Source organism: Actinosynnema sp. NPDC053489 (assembly GCF_044544865.1).
GTDB lineage: Bacteria > Actinomycetota > Actinomycetes > Mycobacteriales > Pseudonocardiaceae > Actinosynnema.
In genome coordinates this window covers 273,482-295,058 of record NZ_JBITXT010000006.1, presented here as the reverse complement: position 1 = coordinate 295,058, position 21,577 = coordinate 273,482, and the positions used below count along the sequence as shown (strand labels likewise).

The window sequence follows — 21,577 nt, the reverse complement described above, 5'->3', positions numbered from 1 at the left end:
GCCATGGCGGATGTGATGAAGGGCGTGCGGGTCTGCATGGCGAGGGGCGCGGTCGAGGACGCGGCGACCCTGCTGCTGCACCTGTGGGCGGAGGCACCGGGCACGGCCCGGCTGCGCGAGACGAGCCTGGAGCTGGCGGACCGGTTCCCGCTGGCGGAGCCGGCGGCCGAGGTGCTGCGGTGCGCGGCCCTGACCAGCGCGGGGCGCGGTGCGCTGCCGGCCGCCGCCGAGCTGGCCCGGCGCGAGGTCGGGGTGTGGCGGGCCCGGTGCCAGGCGTCACCCTCGCCCGAGGCGCTGACCGGGCACGTGGCCGCGCTGGACGTGCTGGCGAGCGTGCAGCGGGCGCTGGGCGAGGACGAGGGCGTCGCCGCCTGCCTGGCGGAGGTGGTCGAGTGGCAGTACGACCACGGCGACCGGGCGGGCGTGGCGTGGGGGCTGCGGGAGCTGGGCGTGCTCGCCCTGGAGGCCGGTGACCTCGACCTGGCCGGCACCCGGCTGACCAGGGCCGTCGCCCTGTACCGGGAGCAGGCCGACCAGGCGCCCGTGCGCCTGGCCCGGGGCGGCTGCCGGGTGCTGCTGGCGTGCGTGCGCTGGGTGCAGGGCCGTCCCGCGGAAGCGCGGTCGTCGCTGGAGGCCGCGCTGGGCGACTTCGGGGACGACGACGCGGCCGTGGACGTGCTGCGCCTGCTGGAGGCGCTCGACTCCGGCGGCGACCTGCCGGAGTCGGTGCCCGTCGGCGGCGAGTTCGGTCAGCTCAGCTGGGCTTGAGCACGTCCAGGCCGAGGAACGGCCGCAGCGCCCGCGGCACGACGACCGAGCCGTCGGCCTGCTGGTGGTTCTCCAGGATGGCCACGATCCAGCGGGTCGTGGCCAGGGTGCCGTTGAGCGTCGCGGCGATCTGCGGCTTGCCGTTCTCGTCGCGGTAGCGCACGTTCAGCCGGCGGGCCTGGAAGGTGGTGCAGTTCGACGTCGAGGTCAGCTCCCGGTACGCCTGCTGCGTGGGGATCCACGCCTCGCAGTCGAACTTGCGCGCGGCCGAGGTGCCCAGGTCTCCCGCGGCCGTGTCGATGACCCGGTAGGGGACCTCGATCTTGGCCAGCATCTCCTCTTCCCAGGCCAGCAGCTTGGCGTGCTCGGCCTCGGCGTCCTCCGGTCGGACGTAGGAGAACATCTCGACCTTGTTGAACTGGTGCACCCGGATGATGCCCCGGGTGTCCTTGCCGTACGAGCCCGCTTCCCGCCGGTAGCACGACGACCAGCCCGCGTACCGCTTCGGCGCGTCCACGATCTCGTCGGCGTGGTAGCCCGCCAGCGGCACCTCCGACGTGCCGACCAGGTACAGGTCGTCGGCTTCGAGGCGGTAGACCTCACTGGCGTGCGCGCCGAGGAAGCCGGTGCCGGCCATGATCTCCGGGCGGACCAGCGTCGGCGTGATCATGAGCGTGAAGCCGGCGGCGGTGGCCTGGGCGACGGCCATGTTCAGCAGCGCCAGTTCGAGCTGCGCGCCGACGCCGGTGAGGAAGTAGAAGCGCGAGCCCGAGGTCTTCGCGCCGCGCTCCATGTCGATCGCGCCGAGCCGGGTGCCCAGGTCGAGGTGGTCCAGGGGTTCGAAGTCGAACTCGCGCGGCTCGCCGACGTGCTTGAGCACGACGTAGTCGTCCTCGCCGCCCTCGGGGGCGTCGGGGTGCACGACGTTGGGCACGGCGCGGTGCAGCTCGGTCAGCTCGGCCTCGGCGGCGGACTGCTCGGCCTCGGCGGCCTTGACCTCGGCGGCCAGCTCCTTGCCCTTGGCCAGCAGCGCGTCGCGCTCCTCGCCCCTGGCCCGGCCGACCTGCTTGCCGAACGCCTTCTGCTCGCCGCGCAGCGCGTCGGCGCGGGCGATCGCGGCCCGGCGGCGCTCGTCGGCGGACAGCAGCGCGTCGACCACGGTCTCGTCCTCGCCACGCGCGCGTTGCGACGCGCGGACGGCTTCCGGGTTCTCGCGCAGTGCCTTGAGGTCAATCACACCGAAAGGGTAGTACCCGGCGGGAAGCGGTTTGCACGACGTCACGCCCGGCTGTCGGACCCCTCGGGCAGGATGCGCGCGTGGTCGAACGAGCAGAGGACGGATCGGACCTGCCCGCGGAGGTCGCGGCGGAGGTCGAGGAGCACGCGCGCGCCGTCGTGCACGGCGGGTTCACCGCGCTGGACGACGCGGTGCGGGACGTGGCCGAGCACTTCGAGGACGAGCCCGCGGTGACGCCCCGGGCCGTCCGGCGGGTCGTGGAGCGGGTGTGGCGGGAGCGCGCGGCCGAGCAGGCGGGGTGGCCGGCGACCACGGACGTGGACCGGCTGCTCGCCGCGTTCGCCGCGCTGGACCGGGGCGGGATCGTGGCGCGGGCGGACTTCACGTGCTGCCAGACGTGCGGGCACGCGGAGATCGGCGCGGAGGCGGCCGGCCCGGCGCGCGGCTACGTGTTCTTCCACCGGCAGGACACCGAGGGCGCCGTGGCGCGCGGTCGGCTGTGGCTCGCCTTCGGGTCGTTCGCCGGATCAGCGGGCCCCGGGGCGGCAGACCCAGCGGCGGCAGACCCGGCGCCGGCGGACCTCGCGGCGGCGGACGAGGCGGTGGGGCGGGAGGTCGTCGCGGCGCTCGCCGCCGGCGGCCTGCCCGTCGAGTGGAACGGGTCGGTGCGCACCCGGATCGAGGTCGGGCCGATCACCTGGCGCAAGCGGTTGCCGGTGGGGTGAGCGCGCGGAGGGGCGGGCCCGACCGGTGGGCCCGCCCCCTCCGCGGCGGTGCTACGAGATGGCGACGGCGACCACGAGGCCCAGCGCGAGGTGCGCGGCGGCGACCACGACGCTCGCCGGGGCGAACCGGTCGGACTCGATCAGCGAGCCGATGTCGAGCCTGGTCACCCACTCCAGCAGCCGGACCGCCAGCACCTGCACGACGATGCCGACGAAGCCGAAGATCAGGGCGGACAGCAGGCCCTCGTCCAGCTTGCCCGCGGAGCTGTAGATCGCCACGACCACGATCAGCGCCATGCTCACCAGGCCCGACGAGGTCACGATGACCGCGTTCGGGGCGCCGCCGCGCACCAGCGCGCTCAGCTTGCCCGGCGTGGTCCAGTCGATGGCGTAGAAGCCGACCACCATCAGGACGAGGCCGACGATCGCGTAGAGCGCGATCGCGCCGATGCCGGTGCCGATGGAGGACCCGAAGCCGGGGTCCAACGCGAGTGGGGGAATCACTGACCCTCCGTGGTGTGCAGGTTGATCGGTTGTGCCGCCGGTGAAGGATCCGGTGACGGTCGTGCGACCCGGGCGGTCACTCGACGATCCGGTGCGGCACGAACGCCGCCCCGTCGTCGGTGACCAGGCCGACGGTCTCCCGGATGCCCAGGCCCGCCGAGGCGTCGCCGACGACCCACGCGCCCAGCGCCGGCCGGTAGCCGTCGAACTCGGGCAGCGGGTCGAACAGCTGGTAGACGTAGCCCTCCTTGCCGTAGACCCCGCCGGTCTGGGTCTCGTAGCCGGGGGCGACGATCTGGATGTTCTGGCCCTCCCGGCCCAGCCGCGGCTTGCGCACGTACTCGGTGAGCAGGCTCGGCTCGTCCAGGAACGCGGGCAGCAGGTTCGGGTGCCCGGGGTACATCTCCCACAGCACGGCCAGCAGCGCCTTGTTGGACAGCAGCATCTTCCACAGCGGCTCGACCCACAGGGTGCCGGGCAGGCTCTCCACGGCGTAGCGGCCGAACTGCTCGTCGACCACCCACTCCCACGGGTAGAGCTTCACGACCGTGTTCATGGGGGCTTCCTCGAGGTCGACGAACCGCCGCAGCAGCGGGTCCCAGCCGATCTCCTCGATGGCCAGGCCGACCGTGTCCATGCCCGCCTCGGCGGCGGTCTCCTGCAGGTAGGCCACCGTGACGTGGTCCTCGCCCGAGGGGTCCGCGCCCGACCAGGTGAAGTGCAGCTCGTTGGACGGCAGCCGGCCGCCGATCTCGGCCCACCGCTCGACCAGCTTCTCGTGGATGGAGTTCCACTGGTCGTCCTCGGGGAAGACGTCGGTCTTCCAGTTCCACTGGACGACCGACGCCTCCAGCAGCGACGTGGGCGTGTCGGCGTTGTACTCCAGCAGCTTGGCCGGCCCGCGCCCGTCGTAGCGCAGGTCGAACCGCCCGTAGACGTGCGGGTCCCGGCGCTTCCACGACTCGGCGATGGCGGGCCACAGCCACTCCTGGATGCCGAAGTCCCGGTAGCGCTCGGTGAGCACCACGTTGTCGACGGCCTCCAGGCACATGCTGTGCAGCAGCTCGACGTCGGCTTCGAGCGACAGCACGTCGCTCATCTCGAACACGTAGTGCGCCGACTCGTCCCAGTAGGGGCGCGGGCTGCCGTCCGCGGCCCGCGCCGGCGCGCCGAACACCAGTCCCTGCTCGGAGACCGTGCGCTGCCAGTTGGGCCGGGGCGTGGAGGGCTCGCGACGCACTCAGCTGCCCCCGCTCTTGCTGCCGCCGGACACGCCGAACCCGCCGCGCTGCACGACCGTGCCCGACTTGGTGCTGATGTTCGCGCCCTTGGGCATGGTGTACGTGCCGCCGCTGACCTTGGAGCCGACCGGCGTGCTCGGGCCGCCGTAGTGGTAGCGGTAGGAGCTGCCGCCGATGTAGATGAACCCGCCGCTGACGTACCCGCCGTGCGAGCGGGCGTAGTTCTCGTCGCAGTACTGGTCCTCGACCACCACGTCGTCGCGGGTGCACTGCGCCTCGACGTCGTCGGGGCTGGACACGGCGTACCAGATGGCGACCACGCCGACCACGCCCACGGCCACGCCACCGCCGACGAGCAGCCGCTTGCGCAGCTTGCGGCGGCGCTCCTCCTCGGCTTCGAGGGCCAGCTGCTGCTCGCGCTGCTCCTCGATCGCGGCGGCGCGGGCGCGCTGCTCGGCCAGCGTCGGCGGCCGGGGCTTGGTCTGCCCCGCCTCCTGCTGCCGGACCTGGCCGCGCCCGCCCGGTCCCGACTTGTGCGGCGTCGGCGCGGGCGGCGGCACGTACGGCGGCGGGGTCGCGCCGGAGCCCGGCGACCCCTGGCCGCCCGGCGCGCCGCTACCGGCCTCGCCCTTGTCCGGCGACGCCGCGTTTCCGGTGTTGTCGTTCTCAGTCATCAGCCACTCCCGGCGGGGACGGTACAGAGGGCAGCCGCCGAATGGGTGACGAGTGTCCCAATAGCAACACTCCCGACCCGCCCGAACGGTTCATGGGCCTGCACAGGCATCATGGAGTAGATGTCCGCCACCACGCGCTGGTTTCGTCGGGGTGACCACTTGGTCATGCTCGGCGCGTCGGCTGGCGCGTTCGTGCTGCTGGCCCTGAGCACCCTGGCGGGGTGGCCCGTGGGCGCGGGCGGGCACGTCAGCACGCCGACGACCGTCGTGAACCCCGTCATGGAGGCCCAGGCCGGTGACTGCCTGAACTGGGCCAAGAAGGACCTCTCCGACGTCAAGAAGGTCGACTGCTCCGCCCAGCACCTGTTCGAGGTTACCGGTGTCGCGGACATCTCCGCTGATCACGGGCCCCAGGCCCCGTTCCCGGACGACGCGCGGTGGCAGGAGATCAGCCAGGAGCGGTGCACCAAGGTGTCGATGGACTACCTCGGCGGCAAGTTCGACCCGTTCGGGAAGTACACCGTCGGGCCGCTCAACCCGGGCGAGCGGCTGTGGGGCGAGGGCCGGCGGACGCTGCGCTGCGGCCTGCAGGTCGCGGGCCCGGCGGGCGGCCTGCTCCCCGCCTACGGCAGCGCCCGCACCCAGGACCAGTCCGACGTCTACGACCCCGGTGTCTGCCTCGGCATCACCGAGACCAAGTCGGTGGCCGACCCGGTGGACTGCGCGAAGCCGCACACGTTCGAGATCACCGGCGTGGTGGCCATGCCGCCGGGCGACTTCCCGCCGCCGGAGCAGCAGGACCAGCTGATGTTCACCGAGTGCGCCCGGCTGACCGCCGAGTACACCGGCGGCGCGGACCTCAAGGCGCGCAACCTCCTCGTGACGTGGGACACCCGCGCCCCGGAGAGCTGGGCCGCGGGCTCCCGGCTGGCCAACTGCAAGGTCGGGGCGCAGCCGGTGGACAACGTGCTCATCGCGTGGGAGGGCAGCGTGCGCAACCCGAACGCGCCGCCGCTGACCACGTCCAACCCGCCGCAGACGACCGCCGTGCAGCAGGAGGAGGCCACCGGCGCCCCGCTGCACTCCCAGTCCAACTCCAGCTCCGCCGAGCCGCCGCCGTCGGGTTCCAACCCGCCGAGGTCGGACGAGACGACGACCACACCGACGACCACCACGACGAGGTGACGCGATGCCGGTGGAGATGACCCGTCAACGGTTCGAGGAACTCGTGGGCGAAGCCCTGGACCTCATCCCACCGGAGTTCGCGGCGGCGATGAACAACGTCGTGGTGCTGGTCGAGGACCGCAACCCGGACGTGCCGAGCCTGCTCGGCCTCTACCAGGGCATCGCGCTGACCCGCCGCACCACCGACTACGGCGGGGTGCTGCCGGACCGGATCTCGATCTACCGCGAGGCGATCCTCGACGTCTGCCGCACCGAGGACGACGTGGTGGAGGAGGTCGTGGTCACCGTGGTGCACGAGATCGCGCACCACTTCGGCATCGACGACGCCAAGCTGCACGAGCTGGGCTGGGGCTAGCGGGCCGGGGCCGGCGGCCGGGATCAGCAGGCCGGGATCAGCGGGCCTGGATCAGCGGGCCGGGGCCGGCGGGCCGGGATCAGCCGCCGACCACGTCCACGCCGGTCCAGGAGGCACAGCGCCAGCCGTCGCCGACCCGGTCCAGGACGACCCGGCCGGTGTTGGGCAGCAGGCCCGCCTCGGCCAGCGCCGGGGTCACGTTGCCGGCCAGCGCGAGCGCGCCCAGCCGCAGCGACGCGCCGTGGCTGACCAGCACCACCGTCTCGCCCTCGCGGCGACCGGCGGTGATGCCGGCCACGGCGGCCAGGTAGCGGTCGAGCACCTGGCGGCCGCTCTCGCCGCCCGGCAGCGGCACGTCCAGCTCGCCCTCGGCCCACCGCTTCACCGTGGCGGTGAAGATCCCGTACGCCTCGCGGTCGTGCCGGCCCTCCAGGTCGCCGCAGAAGATCTCGTGCACCCCCTCCACGACCCGCACGTCCAGGCCGTGGGCGGCGGCCACGGGTTCGGCGGTCTGCCGCGCCCGCACGGCCGTGCTCGCGTACACCGCGGTCACGGGTTCGCCGGCCAGCTGCTCGGCCAGCGCGGCGGCCTGCGCCCGGCCGGCGTCGGTCAGCGGCGGGCCGGGCGGGACCGAGTCCAGCACCATCCGCACGTTCGACGCGGTCTCGCCGTGCCGGACCAGGATCAACCTCACGCGCCGTGCCCCCTCCGGACCGCGTCGACCCACTCGGCGGCCGCCACGAACTCCTCGTTGCCCGCGACCGCGCCGCCCGGCTCGGCCTTCGGGTAGGAGCCGAGGAAGCGGGTCTGCGGGCAGTGCCGGTGCAGCGCGGCCAGCGCGTCGCCCACCCGCGGCTCGGCCACGTGCCCGTCGAAGTCGACGTAGAACCGGTACTCGCCGAGCCTGCCCTTGGTGGGCCGCGACTCGATGCGGGTCAGGTTGATGCCGCGCAGCGCCAGCTCGGTCAGCAGCTCCGACAGCGCGCCGATGCGGTCCGCGGCCGTGCAGACGACGGACGTGCGGTCGTGGCCGGTCGGCTCGGGCAGCTCGCCGGGCCGGCGGACCAGCAGGAACCGGGTCTTGGCGTCGCGGACGTCGGCCACGTCGGTGGCCAGCACCTCCAGCGGGTAGTGCCGCACGGCCACCGGCGCGCTCACCGCGGCGTCGAACTCGCCGGCGAGCACGGCCCGCGCCGCGGCGGCCGTGGACGTGGTGGCGACCACCTCGGCCTCCGGCAGGTTCTCGGCCAGCCAGTGCCGCACCTGGGCCAGCGCGTGCGGGTGGCTCGCGACCGTGCGCACGGGCTCGCCGCCGGGCCGCACGAGCACGCTGAACCGCACCGGCAGCACCGCCTCGGCGACCGCGACGAGCGGCTCGCCCTCGGTCAGCGCGTCCATCGTCGCGGGCACCGCGCCCTCGACGGAGTTCTCCACCGGCACGCACGCGGAGGTCGTCTCGCCCCGGCGGGTGGCGGCGAGGGCGGCGGGCACCGTGTCGAACGGGACCAGCTCCTGCTGCGGAGAGGCGAAGCCGCGTGCGGCCTGCTCGGTGAACGTTCCCTGCGGTCCGAAGTAGGCGAGCACGGGGGCAACGATACGAGGACCACGGGTGGTGACCGCGTTGAGGCGAGGATCACCCGGCCGGCGGGGGGCCGCCCCCGTTCCGCAGCAACCCGTTCTCCTGGAATGCTGGGAGATGTGTCCGCCGCCGATACGGAGGGTGAGATCAACGCTCCGGTAGCAGTTCCCCGTCTGGTGTTGTGCGCCGTCGACGAACCGCTGGCCCGCGCCTGGCTCGCGGTGGCCGAGGGGCGCAGCGGCGTCGAGGTGCACCGGGGCTCGGTGCTCGACATCGTCGCCGAGGCCGTGGTGAGCCCCGCCAACTCCTCGGGTTGGATGCGGGGAGGGATAGACGCGGTCTACGCGCGGGCGTTCCCGCAGGTCGAGGACAACGTGCGCAGCGCCGTGCTCGCGCTGCACGGCGGCGAGCTGCCCGTCGGCGAGGCGCTGGTCGTGCCGACCGGCGAGCCGCAGCCGGAGTGGCTGATCAGCGCGCCGACCATGCGACAACCCGGTGAGCTGCTGCCGCGGGACACCGTGCACCCCTACCTGGCCGCGCGGGCCGTGCTGCGGCTGTGGTCGGGCGGGCGGCTGGACGACGGCAGGCCGCTGCGGTCGGTGGTCCGCACGATCGCCATGCCCGGACTGGGCACGGGGGTCGGCGGTGTCGCGCCGGCCACGTGCGCCCGCCAGGTCGCGGCGGCGTGGGACGAGGTATTCAGCCCGCTGCCCAGCAGGTGACCGGGTTGTGCACAACCTGTGGACAGCTCGGCCGGCGCCTGTGGACAACTAGCGCGGTGCGACCCAGCGCTCCAGGTCGAGCTCGTCGGTCATGGGGATGCCGTAGTCGCCGACGCTGGGGATCTCCGGCTTGAGGCGGCGTGCCTCGCGCACCGCGTCGGGGCGCAGCGCCGCGAGCCGGAACCCGCGCCGCTGGCAGAAGCGCAGGGCGTCGAGCTTGTCGTTGGTGGTGGTGAGCCGGACGCGGGAGCAGCCGAGCCGGCGTGCCCGCTGCACGGCGGCGTCGACCAGCGAGCTCCCGACGCCCCGGCCCCTTCGGAGCGCGTCGATGGTGACGATCTCCAGGTTGTCGTCGGTGGCGGCGTAGGTGAGCAGCCCGACCACCGTCTCATGGTGCTCCACCAGGAAGCCGGGCAGGCTGGCGGGGAAGAAGACGTGGCCGTGGGCGACGGCGGTGTGGGCGCCCCAGAGTTCGAGCACCAGCCTGCCGACGACGATCCGGTCGGCTTCCTCGATCGCGCGTACGAGCATGCCTGCACTGTCTTGGCGGGCGGGCGCGGTGGGTACCGGCATTCGACCTATGGTTGGTTCGTGCCGGTGCGAGTGTTGCTCGTAGACGACCACGAGGTGGTGCGCAGGGGTCTGCGCGAGTTGCTGGAGGACGAGGACGACATCTCGGTGGTCGCCGAGGCGGGCGGGGTGGACGAGGCCCTGGTCCGCGCCTCGGCGACGCGACCGGACGTGGCCGTGGTGGACGTGCGGCTGCCCGACGGCGGCGGGGTGGAGCTGTGCCGGCGGCTGCGCGCCCTGCCGGGGGGCCCGAGGTGCCTGGTGCTGACCGCGTTCGACGACGAGGAGGCGCTGGTCGGTGCGATCATGGCGGGGGCGTCGGGGTACCTGCTCAAGCAGGTGCGGGGCCAGGACCTGGTGACCGCCGTGCGCGAGGTGGCGGCCGGCCGCTCGCTGCTGGACCCGCAGACGACGGCCCGCGTCCTGGACCGCCTGCGCCGGCCGGTCGAGGTGGACGTGCTGGACGCGCTGACGGAGCAGGAGCGGCGGGTGCTGGAGCTGATCGGCGAGGGCCTGACGAACCGGCAGATCGCCGAGCGGCTGTTCCTGGCGGAGAAGACCGTGAAGAACTACGTCACCGCCGTGCTGTCGAAGCTGGGCATGGAGCGCCGCACCCAGGCCGCTGCCTGGGTCGCCCGCCGCTCGCGCTGACGGGCCCCGGGCGGAGGTGGCGGCCGGTCAGCCGGGCAGCGGCACGTGCCAGGTGATCGTGGTGCCCGTGCGGGGGGACGAGGTGATCTCGCAGCCGCCGCCCGCGGCCAGGGCGCGTTCCTCCAGGTGCCGCAGGCCGCGCTTGGCCACGCCCCGCGGGATGCCGCAGCCGTCGTCGGCGACCTCCAGGTCCAGCCGGCCGGGTGCGCGGCGCAGGGCGATGCCGACGTGGCCCGCCCCCGAGTGCCGCACGACGTTGGACAGCGCCTCCCGCAGCGCGGCACGGGCGTGGTCGGCCAGGTCGGCGGGCACGTCGGCCAGGTCGCCCTCGACCCGCACCTCCGGCTCGAACCCCAGCAGCTCACCCGCCGTGCGCGCCTCGGCCAGCACCGAGCCCCTGAGGTCGACGTCGCCGGGCTTGCCGGGGTCGGCGCTGCGCAGCGCCCGGACGGTCGCGCGGACCTCCGCCATGGTCTGGTCGAGCTGGTCGACGCACTCGGCCAGGCGGCGCGCCTCCCGGCCCTCCAGCCTGAGCCGCCGGTCCAGCAGCTCCAGCTGCACGCCCGTCGCGTACAGCCGCTGGATGATCACGTCGTGCAGGTCGCGGGCGATGCGCTCGCGCTCCTGGTAGACCGCCACCCGCTGGCGCGCGGTCGAGCCCTCGGCCAGGACGACGGCCAGGCCCGCCTGCGCGGCGAACGCGGCCAGCACCTCGACGGTGTCCGGGCTGAACGGCCGCGCGCCCTTGCGCCGGTACACCGCCAGCGCGCCGATCCTGCGCTCGTTCGTGCCGAACGGCGCGACGGCGAACGGCCCGTAGCCGCGCAGCGCCTTCGGCACGAACGGCGCGGTGCGCGGGTCGGTGGTGAAGTCGTCGGCGACCACGGGCACGCCCGTCCGCGCCGCCCGCGCGGCCGACGAACGGCTCGACAGCACCACGCCCACCGGGTCGTCGTCGCCCGAGGACGCCTCCACGGTCAGCGTGCCGTCCTCGGCGGTGACCATGGCCAGCCCGAGGTCCGCGCCCGCGAGCTCGACGGCGCTGCGCACCACCAGGGGCAGCACGGCGTCGGGGTCGTCGCCCGCCAGGGCGGCCGAGGTGATCTCGGTCGACGCGGCGAGCACGCGGGCGGGGTCCACGGTCGTCAACGGTAGGCCCTGGTCCGCAGCCTGCCGCCGGTGACGTCCAGCACCAGGTCGGCGCGCTCCGCCTCGGCGGGCCGGTGGGTGATGTGGACCACCGTGCGGTCCCGCAGCACGTCGTCCAGCCGGTCCAGCAGCGCGGCGGCGGTCGGCTCGTCCAGGTGGGCGGTCGGCTCGTCCAGCAGCACGAGGTCGGCGTCGTGGAGCAGGGCGCGGGCCAGCGCAACGCGTTGCGCCTCGCCGCCGGACAGCAGCGTCGGGCCGATCGCGGTGTCGAGGTCGAGCCGGACACCGGCGACGTCGAGCGCCCAGCGCAACCGGTCGTCATCCGCCCGAGGGTCGCCCAGCCGGAGGTTCTCGCGGACCGTGGTGGTGACCAGCATCGGCTCCTGGGGGCACCAGGCGATGCGGTCGGGCCGCCACACGATCCCCCGCTCGGGTTCGAGGAAGCCCAGCAGCAGCGCGAACAGGCTCGACTTGCCCGAGCCCGACGGGCCGACCACGGCGACCTTCGCGCCGGCGGGCAGGTCGACCGTCACCCCCTCCAGCACGGGCTCCGCGCTGCCGGGCCACCGCGCCGTCACCCCTTCGAGCCCGACCGCGCCACCGACCGCGCCGCCCTCGACCCTTCCCGCCGACGCCGAGCCCGCCGCTTCCCGCGCGATCCGGCCGTACGACTCGCGCAGCGCCGCCCGGTGCTGCGCCGCCGCCGGCAGCGTGCCCAACACCTCGGCCAGCGCCAGCGGCACCAGGCCGAGCACCGGCACCAGCAGCGGGTCCACCCCGCCGGCCAGGCCGATGCACACCGCCGACGCCAGCCCGACCGTCAGGTGCACGACGCCGGTCGCCGCGCCCGCGCCCAGCGCCTGGCGGCGCGCCTGCCGGGCCAGCTCGGCGTCCCGGCGGGCCAGCTCGGCGCGCACCCCCCGGTCCGCGCCGAACGCGATCAGGTCCGGCGCGGCCGTCAGCAGGGTCAGCACCCGCTCCGACACCTCGCGCCGCCCCTCGGTCAGCACCGCCGTGGCCCGCCGTTCGACGAGCACCGCGACGACCGGGGCGAGCGTGCCGCCGACGACCAGCGCCGCAGCCAGGGCGAGCCCGGCCACCGGCTCGACGAACGCGAACAGCGCCACCGCCGCGGCCGACACCCCCGCCGCGACGAACGGCGGCTGGAGCACGCGCGGCACCAGGTCGCGGACCGTGTCCACGTCGTCCACCAGGCGGGTGAGCTCCGCCCGACCGGGTCGCAGGCCGCGCCACAGCCGGACCCGCAGCGACTCGGCGAACCGGAACGCGGCGTCGTGCGTCACCAACCGCTCCAGGTACCGCAGCACGCCCTTGGCCAGCGCGAACGTCCGCACGCCCACGACCAGCACGGACAGCGTGAGGATCGGCGGCTGGGTCGCCGCCCTGGCGATCAGGTGCGCCGCGACCGCCGTCAACGCCACCCCGCTCGCCGACGCCGCCACGCCCAGCAGCGCCCCGGCCAGCAGCCGCCGGGTGGGGCGCGGGGTGCGCGGGACGGCCGGCCGGTCGTCCACCACGCCCACCGCCCGCGTCGCCGCGGGTTCCCCCACCTGCTCCCCCACCACCCGGTGGGTCGCCAGCACGACCGCCGCACCGCCCTCGGCGGCCCGCCGCACGGCCGCCATCACCTTCGCCGCCGTCGCCGGGTCCAGGTGCGCGGTCGGCTCGTCCAGCAGCAGCACCGTCGCGCCGTCCCGCACCCGGGTCAACGCGCGGGCCAGCGCCACCCGCTGCCGCTCCCCCGTCGACAGCTCCGTGATCGGCCGCGCCACCAGGTGCTCCGCCGCCACCGAGGCGAGCACCTCGCGGTCCACCCGCCCGACGGTCAGCTCCAGCTCGTCGGCCACCGTCCGCCCGGCGAACGCGGGTCGCTGGGGCACCCAGGCGATGGCCGACCGGTCCACCGACACCGACCCGCCGTCCGGGGTGACGAACCCCAGCAGCACGCCGAACACCGTCGACTTGCCGGCGCCGCTGGGCGCGTCGAGCCGGTGCACCTCGCCGGGCCGCACCCGGAAGCCGACGCCGTCGGGCGCGAACCGCCCCCGCCGCCGCACCCGCAGGTCGCGCACCTCGACCCCCTCGACCGGCTCGCCGCGGTCCGCGCCGGGTCCGGGTTCGGGCACCTCGGCGACCCGCCGCACGGCCTCCACCCCGTCCTCCGAGGCGTGGTGGGCCGCGCCCGCCGCCCGCAGCGGCAGGTAGCACTCGGGCGCGAGGATCAGCACGACCAGGCCCGTGAACAGCGTCATCTCCCCCGACACGAGCCGCAGCCCGATGCCGACCGCGATCAGCGCCACCGACAGCGACGCGACGACCTCCAGCACCAGCGCCGACAGGAACGCCACCCGCAGCGTGCCCATCGTCGCCCGCCGGTACCGCTCGCCGACCTCCCGCACGGCCGACGCCTGCGCCGCCGCGCGCCCGAACGCGGTCAGCACCGGCAGCGCCCGCACCAGCTCGGCCAGCCGCCCCGACAGCCGCTCCAGCGCCGACGCCGCCGCCTCGACCCGCGCCGACGTGAACCGGCCGATCAGGATCGCGAACACCGGGATCAGCGGCAGCGTCACGGCGATCAGCACCGCCGACGTCGGGTCCGCCCACAGGACCCACGCGCCCACCGCCACCGGCACGACGGCCGTCGTCACCAGCGCCGGCAGGTACTTGGTGAAGTAGGCGTCCAGCGCGTCCAGGCCCTTGGTCGCGACGACCGCCAGCGACGCGGGCCCCCGGGCCACGATCCACGACGGCCCGAGGCCGAGCGCCCGGTCCAGCACGGCGGCCCGCAGCTCCTCCTTCGCGCCGGCCGCGGCCCGCGCGGCCACCGACTCGGTCGCCCACGCCAACCCGGCCCGCACCACGACCGCCGCCGCCAACCACGCCGGCGACCCGCCGCCCACCAGCGCCGACGCCAGCGCCACGGCCTGCCACACCACCGCGCCCGCGGTCAGCCCGGCCAGCAGCGCGCACCAGGCCAACGCCCGGCGCGCCGAGCGCGAGAGCGCCGGCAGCGCGCCGAGCGGGCCTCTCCCCGGCTTCGTGGCGGAAGGGGCTCCGGGGAAGTTCACGGGACGTGCACCTCGGGGATGTGCCGGGTGCCGATCCGCCTGCGGAACACCCAGTACGTCCAGCCCTGGTAGACGAGCACGGCGGGCGTGCCGAACGCGGCCACCCACGTCATCACGGTCAGCGTGTACGGGCTCGACGCGGCGCCCTCGACCGTCAGCGACCACGCCGGGTCCACGGTCGACGGCAGCACGTTCGGGTACAGCGCGCCGAACAGCGCCGCCACCGACGCCGCCACCGCGACGCCCATCAGCGCGAACGCCTGCCCCTCGCGCCGCAGGGCCAGCCGCGCGTACGCACCGAACGCGGCCAGCGCCACCACGACCGACGCGGCCCACGTCCACACCGACCCGAACCGCAGCTGCACGGTCAGCAGCAGCACCAGCAGCGGCAGCAGCGCGACCGGCGCGACCCGCAGCGCCAGGGCCCGCGCCCGTTCCCGCACCTCGCCCTCGGTCTTCAGCGACAGGAACACCGCGCCGTGCACCAGCGCGTACCCGGCGACCGCCGCCGCGCCGAGCAGCGTCTCCGGCCGGATGGCCGCGAACGGCGAGCCGACGCGGTCGCCGGCGGCGTCCAGCGGCATCCCGAACACGTTCGCCGACAGCACCAGGCCCACCCCGAGGGTCGCGACCCACGACCCGGTGACGATCACCGCGTCCCAGGTGCGCCGCCACCGCGCCGAGTCGACCTTGCCGCGGTACTCGAACGCCACCCCGCGGCCGATCAGCGCCAGCAGGAACAGCACCAGCGGCAGGTAGGCCGAGCTGAACAGCGAGGCGTACCAGTCGGGGAACGCGGCGAACGTCGCGCCGCCCGCGACCAGCAGCCACACCTCGTTGCCGTCCCACACGGGCCCGATCGTGTTGATCAGCACCCGCCGCTCGCGCTCCGACCGGCCCAGCACGGGCAGCAGCATCCCGACGCCGAAGTCGAACCCCTCCAGGAACAGGTAGCCCAGCCACAGCAGGGCGATCACGCAGAACCAGAGCGTCTCCACGGCTCCCCCTCTCAGTAGGCGAACGACAGGACGTCGTCGTCGCGCTCGGCCGGGCGGTCCGGTCCCCGAGCCGGCAGCACGCCCGCCACTCCAGCGCGGACGTACCGCCGGATCAGGAACACCTCGACGCACGCCAGCACCCCGTAGACGAGCGTCAAGGCGATCAGCGACGTCAACACCTCCCCCGGTGTCGACGACGACACGGCACGCGCGGTGAACATCCACACCCCGTCCACCCCGCTCGGGTTGGGCACCACCACGAACGGCTGCCGGCCCATCTCGGTGAAGATCCAGCCGAAGCTGTTGGCCAGGAACGGCGTCGCGATGCTCCCGAGGGCGAGCCACGCGAACCACCGGCCGCGCGGCACCCGGCCGGCGCGCGTCAGCCAGAGGACCAGCACGCCGGCGCCCGCCGCCAGCGCGCCGAACCCGATCATGAGCCGGAAGCCCCAGTAGGTGACGGGCAGGTTGGGCACGTAGTCGATCGGTCGACCCGACAGCTCGCCCAGCTTCGGGTCGACGGGGTAGTTCGCGCCGTACTTCTCCTGGTAGAGCGGCACGAGGTCCTCGATGCCCATGACCTCGGTGTCGAAGTCGTTGTGCGCCAGGAACGACAGCAGCGCCGGCACCGTGATGCTCTTGACGTTCTCGCAGTCGGGCCGCGACACGTCGCCGATCGCGAACACCGAGAACGCCGCGGGCGACTCCGTGTGGCACAGCGCCTCGGCCGCCGCCATCTTCATCGGCTGCTGCTCGAACATCAGCTTGCCCTGCACGTCGCCGCTGACGGCGAGCCCGGCGAACGCCACGACGCCCACCCAGGTCCCGAACTTGACCGACGCGCGCCACACCGGCCCGTCGTCGCTGCGCCGCCACAGGTGCCACGCCGCGACGCCCACCAGGAACGCGCCGGCGACGGCGAACGCGCCGAAGACCGTGTGCGGGAACGCGGCCAGCACGGTGTTGTTGCCCAGCACCGCCCAGATCGAGGTGAGCCGCGGCCGGCCGTCGACCAGCTCCACGCCCACCGGGTGCTGCATCCACGAGTTCGCGGCCAGGATGAAGTACGCCGACGCGATCGTGGCCAGCGAGAACGCCCACACGCAGGCCAGGTGGACCTTCTTCGGCAGCCGGTCCCAGCCGAAGATCCACAGGCCCAGGAAGGTCGACTCGACGAAGAACGCGACCAGGCCCTCCATGGCCAGCGGCGCGCCGAACACGTCGCCGACGAAGCGCGAGTAGGCGCTCCACGTCATGCCGAACTGGAACTCCTGCACGATGCCGGTCACCACGCCCATGGCGAAGTTGATCAGCAGCAGCTTGCCCCAGAACTTCGTCATGGCCAGGTACTTGCGGTGACCCGTGCGCACCCACGCGGTCTGCATCCCCGCGACCAGCAGGGAGAGCCCGATGGTCAGCGGCACCATCAGGAAGTGGTAGACGGTGGTGATGCCGAACTGCCACCGTGCCAGGTCGAGGACGTCCACGGGACGACCGTAGGTGGGGTGGGTGCCCGTTCCCCAGGTACGACGGTCCCGTGCGGATCGGGACCAAGGTCCCGGTAAGCACCGTCACAGCGGGTGCGCCTCCCCCGGCGGGGTAGTCTGGTCGTGCCAGAGGGGAGTAGTTCCCCCGGGTCACCACGACCGGGGCGAGAGGATCGACACACTGGTCCGCCGCGTGCGGATCCGGTCCCTCACCCGCCGCACCGCGGGCGAACGAGACCTCCGGCCGGGCAGCGCACCACGCCCGGTCGGGGTCGTGCTGCCTCCGTCCGGGTTCTCATCGGACGTCGGAGGTACCCGTGGCACCCGAACTGATCGCCCTGGCGACTGCTTTCGCGATCGTCTTCCTGGCCGAGCTGCCGGACAAGACCATGATCGCGACGCTGGTGCTGACCACGAGGTACCGCGCCTGGCCGGTGTTCGCCGGGGTGACGGCGGCGTTCGCGATCCAGTGCGTGGTGGCGGCGACGTTCGGCGGCGTGCTGACCCTGCTGCCCGACCGGGTGGTGGCGGCGGTGGTCGCGGTGCTGTTCGGCGTGGGCTCGTTCCTGCTGCTCAAAGAGGGTTTCTCGAAGGACGCGGACGAGACCGACGCGTCCTCCTCGGGCCCCGGTCAGGTGACGTTCTGGCGGGCGGCGCTGACGTCGTTCGGCGTGCTGTTCGCGGCCGAGTGGGGCGACGCCTCGCAGCTCGCGACGGCCGCCCTGTCGGCGCGCTACGCCAGCCCGGTGTTCGTGGGCCTGGGCGCGTTCCTGGCGCTGACCCTGGTGGCCGGCATCGCGGTCGTGGTGGGCCGCAAGATCGCCTCGCGCATCCCGACGCACCTCATCCAGCGGGTGAGCGGCTTCGTGTTCGCCGCGTTCGCCCTGTTCGCCGCGTGGCAGGCCGTCACGGGCTGACGCGACCGCGACCCCGACCGCGCCCGTTCCCGCTCGATCGGGGACTGGTAGACGGGCCGGTCGATCGGCCGGGGTCTTTCGCACGCGGGATCTGGAGGGCCCCGACCTGCCGCCACCGCACGAGCTGTTCACCCCGGACGCCCGGGCCTGGCGCCGGCCGACGGAGAAGTGCGAGCCGGTCGACGGCGTCCCGGTGCTCCACGGCGACTTCGACGAGCGCGACGCGGCCACCGCGCGCCGCGCCTTCCCGGGCCGCCGGGTCGTGCTGCACGAATCCGGGGTGCCGGAGATCCACCCGGGCGGAGGGCCCGGGGAAGTTCAGACGAGCGCGTCCAGCGCGAGCGTCACCGGGAACGGCACGGAGGTGGTGAACCCACCGACGACGTCACCGGCGTCCTGATACCCGAACTCCCCGGCGAGGTGACAGGCGACCAGCGAGATCGGGTGGTCCAGATCCACGATCCAGTAGTGCGGGATGCCGGCGTCCGCGTACTCGCCGCGCTTGATCACCCGATCGAGCCGCTTCGAACCGGGCGACACGATCTCGACCACCACCACGACCTCGGACGCCCGCAGCAAGCCGCCTTCCTCGGAGACCCGGTCCCGCGCACCGCGCGGGATCACCACCAGGTCAGGCCGTCGTGAGAAGCCCGGTTCGCCCGGGGGGACCAGTTCGAGGTCGAGATCGACGTCCTGGATGACTTCCAGGTCCGGGGGCAGTTGCTCCAAGAACTGCATCGCGAGCCGCAGCGACGCGTGGTTGTGGTCGGGTGACGGGCTCGGTGACAACAGGACGCGACCCTCTTGCAGCTCGGTGTACCCGGACTCGGGTTCTCCGAGCGCGGCGTAGTCGGCGACCGTGAACAAGTGCGGCTCGGCGGCCGGGTTCCGCGATTTCCGGGAATTCCGGGGAAGAGCGGTCACGTCGTTCTCCTTGGTCCGCGGTGAGTGCCGCACGGTGGGGGTGCGCGTCAGCGCAACGCGTCGGCGACCTCCTGCGCCGCCCGCACCACCTGCGGCCCCACCACCTCGCCGTCCAGCTTCTCCAGGGCCACCACGCCCACGCTGGCCCGCAGCCCGGGCACGCCCCGCACCGGCGCCGCCACGCCGAACGCCCCCGGCTGCAGCTCACCCGTCGACGGCACCCACTGCCGCCCCTCCGGCGACAGCCCGATCGCCTTGCCCGCCGCACCCCGGTGCACGGGGTGGCGCGACCCGACCCGGTACGCCACGTGGTACGCCGTCCACGAGGGCTCGACCACGGCCACCGCCTGCGCCTCGCTGCCGTCGGCCACGGTCAGGTGCGCGGTCGCGCCCACGGCCTCGGCCAGCGTCCGCAGCGCGGGCTGCGCGGCCAGCCGGAGCTGCGGCAGCACGTTGGACGCCAGCCGCAGCACGCCCAGCCCGAGCCGCACCTTCGACCCCTCGCGGCGCACCAGCCCTCGCGACTGCAACGGCACCAGCAGCCGGTACACCGCCGCCCGGGACGCGCCGATCGCCGACGCCAGCTCGCTGATCGACGGCGCCTCCGACTCCGCGTCGGCCACCGCCTGGAGCAGGGCCAGGCCCCGCTCCAGGGTCAGCGAGCTCTCCTTGGACGCGGGCGCCGGCAGCCGGCCGCGCGGATCGGGTCTGACCACGGTCTACCTCTCGTCGGCGGGAGCGACCGTGCCGACCACCTCGGCCAGCCCGACGACCGAACCGCCCTCACCCGGAGCCGTCGCGGTGATCCGCACCGTGTCGCCGTCCTCCAGGAACGTCCGCTCGCCGTCGTCGAGCACCACCGGCTCCTTCCCGCCCCAGCTCAGCTCCAGGAAGGAGCCGCGCTCGTCGCGGGTCGGGCCGGACACGGTGCCCGACGCGATCAGGTCGCCCGGCCGAACGGTAGCGCCGTTCGACGACAGGTGCGCGAGTTGCTGCGCGAACGTCCACGACATCTCGCGGAACGGCGGCCGGGACACGACGGTGCCGTTCCACTCGACCTCCAGGTCGATGTCCAGGCCCCACGCCCGTTCCTCGACCAGGTACGGCAGCACGTCGTTGCCCAGCGGCGGCGGCGAGACGCGGGCGACCGCGAACGCCTCCAGCGGCGTGATCCACGCCGAGACCGACGTGGCGAACGACTTGCCGAGGAACGGCCCGAGCGGCTGGTACTCCCACGCCTGGATGTCGCGCGCCGACCAGTCGTTGACCAGCGCCACCCCGAACACGTGGTCGACGGCCTGGTCGGGCGTCAGCCGCGACGCGACGGGCCCGCCGCACACGAACCCGACCTCGGCCTCGATGTCCAGCCTCGCCGACGGCCCGAACACCGGACCGGGCTTCGACCGGCGCTGCCCGTGCGGGCGCACGACCGGCGTGCCGGAGACGACCACCGTCCCGGCCCGGCCGTGGTAGCCGATGGGCAGGTGCGTCCAGTTCGGCAGCAGCGCGTCGCCGTCGGGGCGGAAGATCCGGCCGACGTTCTCCGCGTGGTGGCGCGACGAGTAGAAGTCCACGTAGTCGGCCACGGCGAACGGCAGCACCGCGCCCTCCAGGCCGACCAGCTCCGCGCCGCGGGGCGCGGACGCGGCCGAGACGATCTCGACCAGCCGGGCCCTCAGCTCGCTCCACGCGGGCCGCCCGGCCGCCAGCAGGGCGTCCAGCGTGCCCGTGGCCACCAGGGGCTCCAGCCGCTCGCCCAGGGCCAGCCCGCGCAGCGGCAGCGCCCGGTCGCCCACCCGCACGGCCACCCCCTCGGGCACGACGCCGTAGGGCAGCGTCTGCGGCCCGAACGGCGCGTCGGCGGTGAACGCGGGGTCCTCGATCCAGCTCACAGCAGCCCCAGCTCCTCGAGGTCGGCGATCGGCTCGTCCAGCGAGCATGACCCGTACGAGGCGAACACGCCGCGGACCGCGTGCGCGGCCTGGTCGGACAGGCCGCTCGCCTCCTCGCCGAGCGCGACGGCGTCCGTGCTGGACAGCGCGCCCCGCACGTCACCGCCGGACAGCGAGCGGGCGGTGGCCACGAGCAGGTTGAGGAACCCGTGGTGGGTGAACCCGGTCTCGCTGTCGGTGTGCCGCACGGCGTGGTGCAGGCCCGCGGTCGCCTTGAAGGCCACCCCGCCGCCGCTGACCACGGACAGGAAGTCGGCGACCTCGTCCACGCTGGGGAAGTTCTCCCTGCTGACCCCGCCGCAGCGCAGCTTGGGCCAGCTGCCGTGCTCGATGACGCGGCGCACGCCGTCCAGCCACTCGGCCCCGCCGCGCCGCGGCTCGACCACCCGGATGACGTCCTCGGGCACGAACTCGGAGACGCGTTCGAGCCACACCTCGTCCACGTCGGACGGGGCGGGCATCTCCACCATCCGCAGCGCCAGCAGCTCGCTGCGGGACTCGACGATCGACACGGCCTTCGGGACACCTCCCAGGCCCGTGTCGATGACCAGCGACAGGGCGACCGGCTTCACCGGCTTGACCTTGATCAGCTCGGTGATCAGCTCGGCCAGTCGCGACGCGGGGCACAGGAACAGGCCGACCGCACCGGCCCACTCCCCGGACCGCGCGTCGAGGTGGCCGCGCACCGCGTCGGGCATGGACGCGTTGCCCGGCGGGAACAGTGCGGCGTCGTCGACAAGCCTCGCGAGCAGGGGCGGAGTGCCGCGTGGACCGGGCGCACGGAGTTCGAAGGCGCTTGACACGGCTGACACGCTAGTGGCGTACCGGTCAATGAACAAAGATGTCCGAC

22 protein-coding genes are annotated in these 21,577 nt (G+C 74.2%); 7 read left to right on the top strand and 15 right to left on the bottom strand.

Annotated elements, in window-relative coordinates; all coding sequences use genetic code 11:
- Positions 1-3 precede the first annotated feature (3 nt).
- Positions 4-768, top strand: a complete 765-nt coding sequence (locus ACIGNX_RS16240) for a hypothetical protein (RefSeq protein WP_396540646.1) — start codon at positions 4-6, stop codon at positions 766-768.
- Here the strand turns inward: ACIGNX_RS16240 and serS are convergent.
- Positions 755-2,005, bottom strand: coding sequence for a serine--tRNA ligase (gene serS / locus ACIGNX_RS16235; protein ID WP_396540644.1), 1,251 nt, complete (start codon positions 2,003-2,005; stop codon positions 755-757). The genes ACIGNX_RS16240 and serS overlap by 14 nt on opposite strands.
- Before the next feature lie 80 nt (positions 2,006-2,085).
- Between serS and ACIGNX_RS16230 the strand changes: the two genes are divergently transcribed.
- Entirely contained in the window at positions 2,086-2,730 is a 645-nt protein-coding gene (locus tag ACIGNX_RS16230) for a DUF6891 domain-containing protein (RefSeq protein ID WP_396540642.1), read from the top strand.
- A 51-nt stretch (positions 2,731-2,781) separates the two neighbouring features.
- Here ACIGNX_RS16230 and ACIGNX_RS16225 read toward each other — a convergent pair whose 3' ends face one another.
- The 3 genes from ACIGNX_RS16225 to ACIGNX_RS16215 form a co-directional block, all read right to left on the bottom strand.
- Positions 2,782-3,234: a DUF350 domain-containing protein gene (locus tag ACIGNX_RS16225; protein ID WP_396540640.1), complete on the bottom strand. Its 453-nt coding sequence runs from the start codon at positions 3,232-3,234 to the stop codon at positions 2,782-2,784.
- Between the two features lie 76 nt (positions 3,235-3,310).
- Positions 3,311-4,474: a glutathionylspermidine synthase family protein gene (locus ACIGNX_RS16220; protein ID WP_396540638.1), complete on the bottom strand. Its 1,164-nt coding sequence runs from the start codon at positions 4,472-4,474 to the stop codon at positions 3,311-3,313.
- On the bottom strand, positions 4,475-5,149 hold the full coding sequence (locus ACIGNX_RS16215) for a hypothetical protein (RefSeq protein WP_396540636.1): 675 nt from the start codon (positions 5,147-5,149) through the stop codon (positions 4,475-4,477).
- 120 nt (positions 5,150-5,269) lie between these two features.
- Here ACIGNX_RS16215 and ACIGNX_RS16210 point away from each other — a divergent pair, with 120 nt between their 5' ends.
- Both ACIGNX_RS16210 and ACIGNX_RS16205 read left to right on the top strand, forming a co-directional pair.
- A complete protein-coding gene (locus ACIGNX_RS16210) occupies positions 5,270-6,334 on the top strand; it encodes a septum formation family protein (protein ID WP_396540634.1) in 1,065 nt (354 codons plus the stop codon).
- Positions 6,335-6,338: 4 nt separating this feature from the next.
- Positions 6,339-6,689: a metallopeptidase family protein gene (locus ACIGNX_RS16205; RefSeq protein ID WP_396540632.1), complete on the top strand. Its 351-nt coding sequence runs from the start codon at positions 6,339-6,341 to the stop codon at positions 6,687-6,689.
- 79 nt (positions 6,690-6,768) lie between these two features.
- On the opposite strand, the gene ACIGNX_RS16200 is transcribed toward ACIGNX_RS16205, so the two are convergent.
- Complete coding sequence (locus tag ACIGNX_RS16200) at positions 6,769-7,383, bottom strand: histidine phosphatase family protein (RefSeq protein ID WP_396540630.1); 615 nt, start codon at positions 7,381-7,383, stop codon at positions 6,769-6,771.
- Positions 7,380-8,273, bottom strand: a complete 894-nt coding sequence (gene pheA, locus ACIGNX_RS16195) for a prephenate dehydratase (protein WP_396540628.1) — start codon at positions 8,271-8,273, stop codon at positions 7,380-7,382. Before pheA ends, ACIGNX_RS16200 begins: the two co-directional genes overlap by 4 nt.
- 102 nt (positions 8,274-8,375) lie before the next feature.
- Between pheA and ACIGNX_RS16190 the strand changes: the two genes are divergently transcribed.
- Positions 8,376-8,990, top strand: a complete 615-nt coding sequence (locus tag ACIGNX_RS16190; protein WP_396540626.1) for a macro domain-containing protein — start codon at positions 8,376-8,378, stop codon at positions 8,988-8,990.
- Positions 8,991-9,038: 48 nt separating this feature from the next.
- On the opposite strand, the gene ACIGNX_RS16185 is transcribed toward ACIGNX_RS16190, so the two are convergent.
- Positions 9,039-9,521, bottom strand: coding sequence for a GNAT family N-acetyltransferase (locus ACIGNX_RS16185; RefSeq protein ID WP_396540624.1), 483 nt, complete (start codon positions 9,519-9,521; stop codon positions 9,039-9,041).
- 60 nt (positions 9,522-9,581) lie between these two features.
- On the opposite strand from ACIGNX_RS16185, the gene ACIGNX_RS16180 reads away from it, so the two are divergent.
- Positions 9,582-10,211, top strand: a complete 630-nt coding sequence (locus ACIGNX_RS16180; RefSeq protein ID WP_396540622.1) for a response regulator — start codon at positions 9,582-9,584, stop codon at positions 10,209-10,211.
- 27 nt (positions 10,212-10,238) lie between these two features.
- Here ACIGNX_RS16180 and ACIGNX_RS16175 read toward each other — a convergent pair whose 3' ends face one another.
- From ACIGNX_RS16175 to ACIGNX_RS16160, 4 genes are read right to left on the bottom strand one after another with little or no spacing between them, the layout of a single operon-like run.
- Positions 10,239-11,360, bottom strand: a complete 1,122-nt coding sequence (locus ACIGNX_RS16175) for a GAF domain-containing sensor histidine kinase (protein WP_396540620.1) — start codon at positions 11,358-11,360, stop codon at positions 10,239-10,241.
- Positions 11,357-14,449: a thiol reductant ABC exporter subunit CydD gene (gene cydD, locus ACIGNX_RS16170; RefSeq protein WP_396540618.1), complete on the bottom strand. Its 3,093-nt coding sequence runs from the start codon at positions 14,447-14,449 to the stop codon at positions 11,357-11,359. The genes ACIGNX_RS16175 and cydD overlap by 4 nt, the downstream gene beginning before the upstream one ends.
- Positions 14,446-15,447 carry a cytochrome d ubiquinol oxidase subunit II gene (gene cydB, locus ACIGNX_RS16165; protein WP_396540616.1) on the bottom strand — a complete coding sequence of 334 codons (1,002 nt, stop codon included), beginning with the start codon at positions 15,445-15,447 and terminating at the stop codon, positions 14,446-14,448. The genes cydD and cydB overlap by 4 nt, the downstream gene beginning before the upstream one ends.
- Before the next feature lie 11 nt (positions 15,448-15,458).
- On the bottom strand, positions 15,459-16,934 hold the full coding sequence (locus ACIGNX_RS16160) for a cytochrome ubiquinol oxidase subunit I (RefSeq protein WP_396540614.1): 1,476 nt from the start codon (positions 16,932-16,934) through the stop codon (positions 15,459-15,461).
- A 329-nt stretch (positions 16,935-17,263) separates the two neighbouring features.
- Between ACIGNX_RS16160 and ACIGNX_RS16155 the strand changes: the two genes are divergently transcribed.
- Positions 17,264-17,851 carry a TMEM165/GDT1 family protein gene (locus ACIGNX_RS16155; RefSeq protein WP_396541063.1) on the top strand — a complete coding sequence of 196 codons (588 nt, stop codon included), beginning with the start codon at positions 17,264-17,266 and terminating at the stop codon, positions 17,849-17,851.
- Between the two features lie 318 nt (positions 17,852-18,169).
- On the opposite strand, the gene ACIGNX_RS16150 is transcribed toward ACIGNX_RS16155, so the two are convergent.
- Genes ACIGNX_RS16150 through ACIGNX_RS16135 form a run of 4 tightly spaced genes read right to left on the bottom strand, consistent with a single transcriptional unit; the run spans position 18,170 to position 21,530 of the window.
- Positions 18,170-18,775 (bottom strand): Uma2 family endonuclease, encoded by a 606-nt coding sequence (locus ACIGNX_RS16150; protein WP_396540612.1) that lies wholly within the window; start codon positions 18,773-18,775, stop codon positions 18,170-18,172.
- A 47-nt stretch (positions 18,776-18,822) separates the two neighbouring features.
- A complete protein-coding gene (locus ACIGNX_RS16145; RefSeq protein WP_396540610.1) occupies positions 18,823-19,491 on the bottom strand; it encodes an IclR family transcriptional regulator in 669 nt (222 codons plus the stop codon).
- A gap of 3 nt (positions 19,492-19,494) precedes the next feature.
- Complete coding sequence (locus tag ACIGNX_RS16140) at positions 19,495-20,667, bottom strand: fumarylacetoacetate hydrolase family protein (RefSeq protein ID WP_396540608.1); 1,173 nt, start codon at positions 20,665-20,667, stop codon at positions 19,495-19,497.
- Positions 20,664-21,530, bottom strand: coding sequence for a hypothetical protein (locus ACIGNX_RS16135; RefSeq protein ID WP_396540606.1), 867 nt, complete (start codon positions 21,528-21,530; stop codon positions 20,664-20,666). The genes ACIGNX_RS16140 and ACIGNX_RS16135 overlap by 4 nt, the downstream gene beginning before the upstream one ends.
- Positions 21,531-21,577: the final 47 nt, after the last annotated feature.

What these genes read in the sequence shown, in the direction of transcription:
- ACIGNX_RS16205 (WP_396540632.1), top strand. Translation starts at nt 6,339, where the DNA reads ATGCCGGTGGAGATGACCCGTCAACGGTTCGAGGAACTCGTGGGCGAA.
- ACIGNX_RS16185 (WP_396540624.1), bottom strand. Translation starts at nt 9,521, where the DNA reads ATGCTCGTACGCGCGATCGAGGAAGCCGACCGGATCGTCGTCGGCAGG.
- ACIGNX_RS16215 (WP_396540636.1), bottom strand. Translation starts at nt 5,149, where the DNA reads ATGACTGAGAACGACAACACCGGAAACGCGGCGTCGCCGGACAAGGGC.
- ACIGNX_RS16210 (WP_396540634.1), top strand. Translation starts at nt 5,270, where the DNA reads ATGTCCGCCACCACGCGCTGGTTTCGTCGGGGTGACCACTTGGTCATG.
- ACIGNX_RS16190 (WP_396540626.1), top strand. Translation starts at nt 8,376, where the DNA reads ATGCTGGGAGATGTGTCCGCCGCCGATACGGAGGGTGAGATCAACGCT.
- ACIGNX_RS16240 (WP_396540646.1), top strand. Translation starts at nt 4, where the DNA reads ATGGCGGATGTGATGAAGGGCGTGCGGGTCTGCATGGCGAGGGGCGCG.